Source organism: Brucella lupini, from assembly GCF_002252535.1.
In the GTDB taxonomy this organism is placed as follows: Bacteria; Pseudomonadota; Alphaproteobacteria; order Rhizobiales; family Rhizobiaceae; genus Brucella; species Brucella anthropi.
The window spans coordinates 1-1,103 of the sequence record NZ_NNRN01000027.1 but is presented as its reverse complement, the minus strand read 5'-3'; the positions used below and the strand labels follow the sequence as shown (position 1 = coordinate 1,103).

The window sequence follows — 1,103 nt, the reverse complement described above, 5'->3', positions numbered from 1 at the left end:
GGCGTTGGTGCATCAATCGCCGGTGAGTTTCAGAGTTTTTATAGCATTGGCTTTTAATGTTTTGGTTCGTTGAGAATTTGGATCAAGCCAATGCCTTTCAAGCACAATTCCGCCCGTCGTCACCGGATACCCAAGCAGAAGTTCAAGGTCACGAACTGGGCGGAGTACGAAGCAGGCTTGCGTCAGCGCGGGAGTGTTACTTTCTGGATCAGTGAAGCAGCTATAGCCGGATGGATTGCACCACTGCGCAAGACGCGCGGTGGTCAATGTCGCTATTCTGACCTGGCTATTGAGACGACGCTGATATGTGGCAAAGTGTTTAACCAGCCTCTGCGTCAGACAGAAGGCTTAATGGCCTCGTTGTTGCGGCTACTCAATGTTGAACTGCCGGTGCCAGATCACACAACATTCAGCAGACGCTGCGCCAATCTTGTTGTTTCCAGCTTAACCCGGTGCACCAGGAGGGATGGAACAGATGAACCTCTTCATGTGATCGTCGATAGCACTGGTATGAAGATATATGAAGCTGGCCAATGGCTTGAAGAAAAGCATGGCGCTAAATCTGCCCGAAAATGGCTCAAGCTGCATCTTGCTATTGATGCAGATAGCAATCAGGTCATTGCAGAAACACTGACTGATCAAAATACAAGTGACCTCAGCCAGGTTCCTGATTTGCTTGATATGATTGATCGCCCCATCGCTTGTTTCATGGCAGATGGTGCTTATGACAGTGATCAAACCTATCAAGCTTTACGCAGTCATAGTCCCGGTGTGAGCATTATCATTCCGCCACGAATACGAGACTTACAAGAAGCGTCATATGGCCCACCTGATCAGCGTGACTGGCATAGCCGCACAAATGCTCAACGCGGTCGGATGGAGTGGCAAAATCTTACCGAGTATGGGAAGCGAGCGAGAGTAGAAAACGCCATAGGCAATTATAAATCAACAAACGGGCCAAAGCTAAGATCACGCAAATTCACCAACCAGAAGACTGAAGTTAAACTTGGATGCGGCGTCCGTAACCGCATGCTGCAGACACCACGCCCGAAATCCGTCCGCGTCAAAGTTGAAACCACATAAGCCAGCATCAAAGATCGGAA

1 protein-coding gene is annotated in these 1,103 nt (G+C 49.2%); it reads left to right on the top strand.

Translation table 11 applies throughout. The annotated features are described in order from the left end of the window. Nucleotides 1–90 precede the first annotated feature (90 nt). Nucleotides 91–1,083, top strand: coding sequence for an IS5-like element ISOcan1 family transposase (locus CES86_RS02255; RefSeq protein ID WP_094513479.1), 993 nt, complete (start codon nt 91–93; stop codon nt 1,081–1,083). Nucleotides 1,084–1,103: the final 20 nt, after the last annotated feature.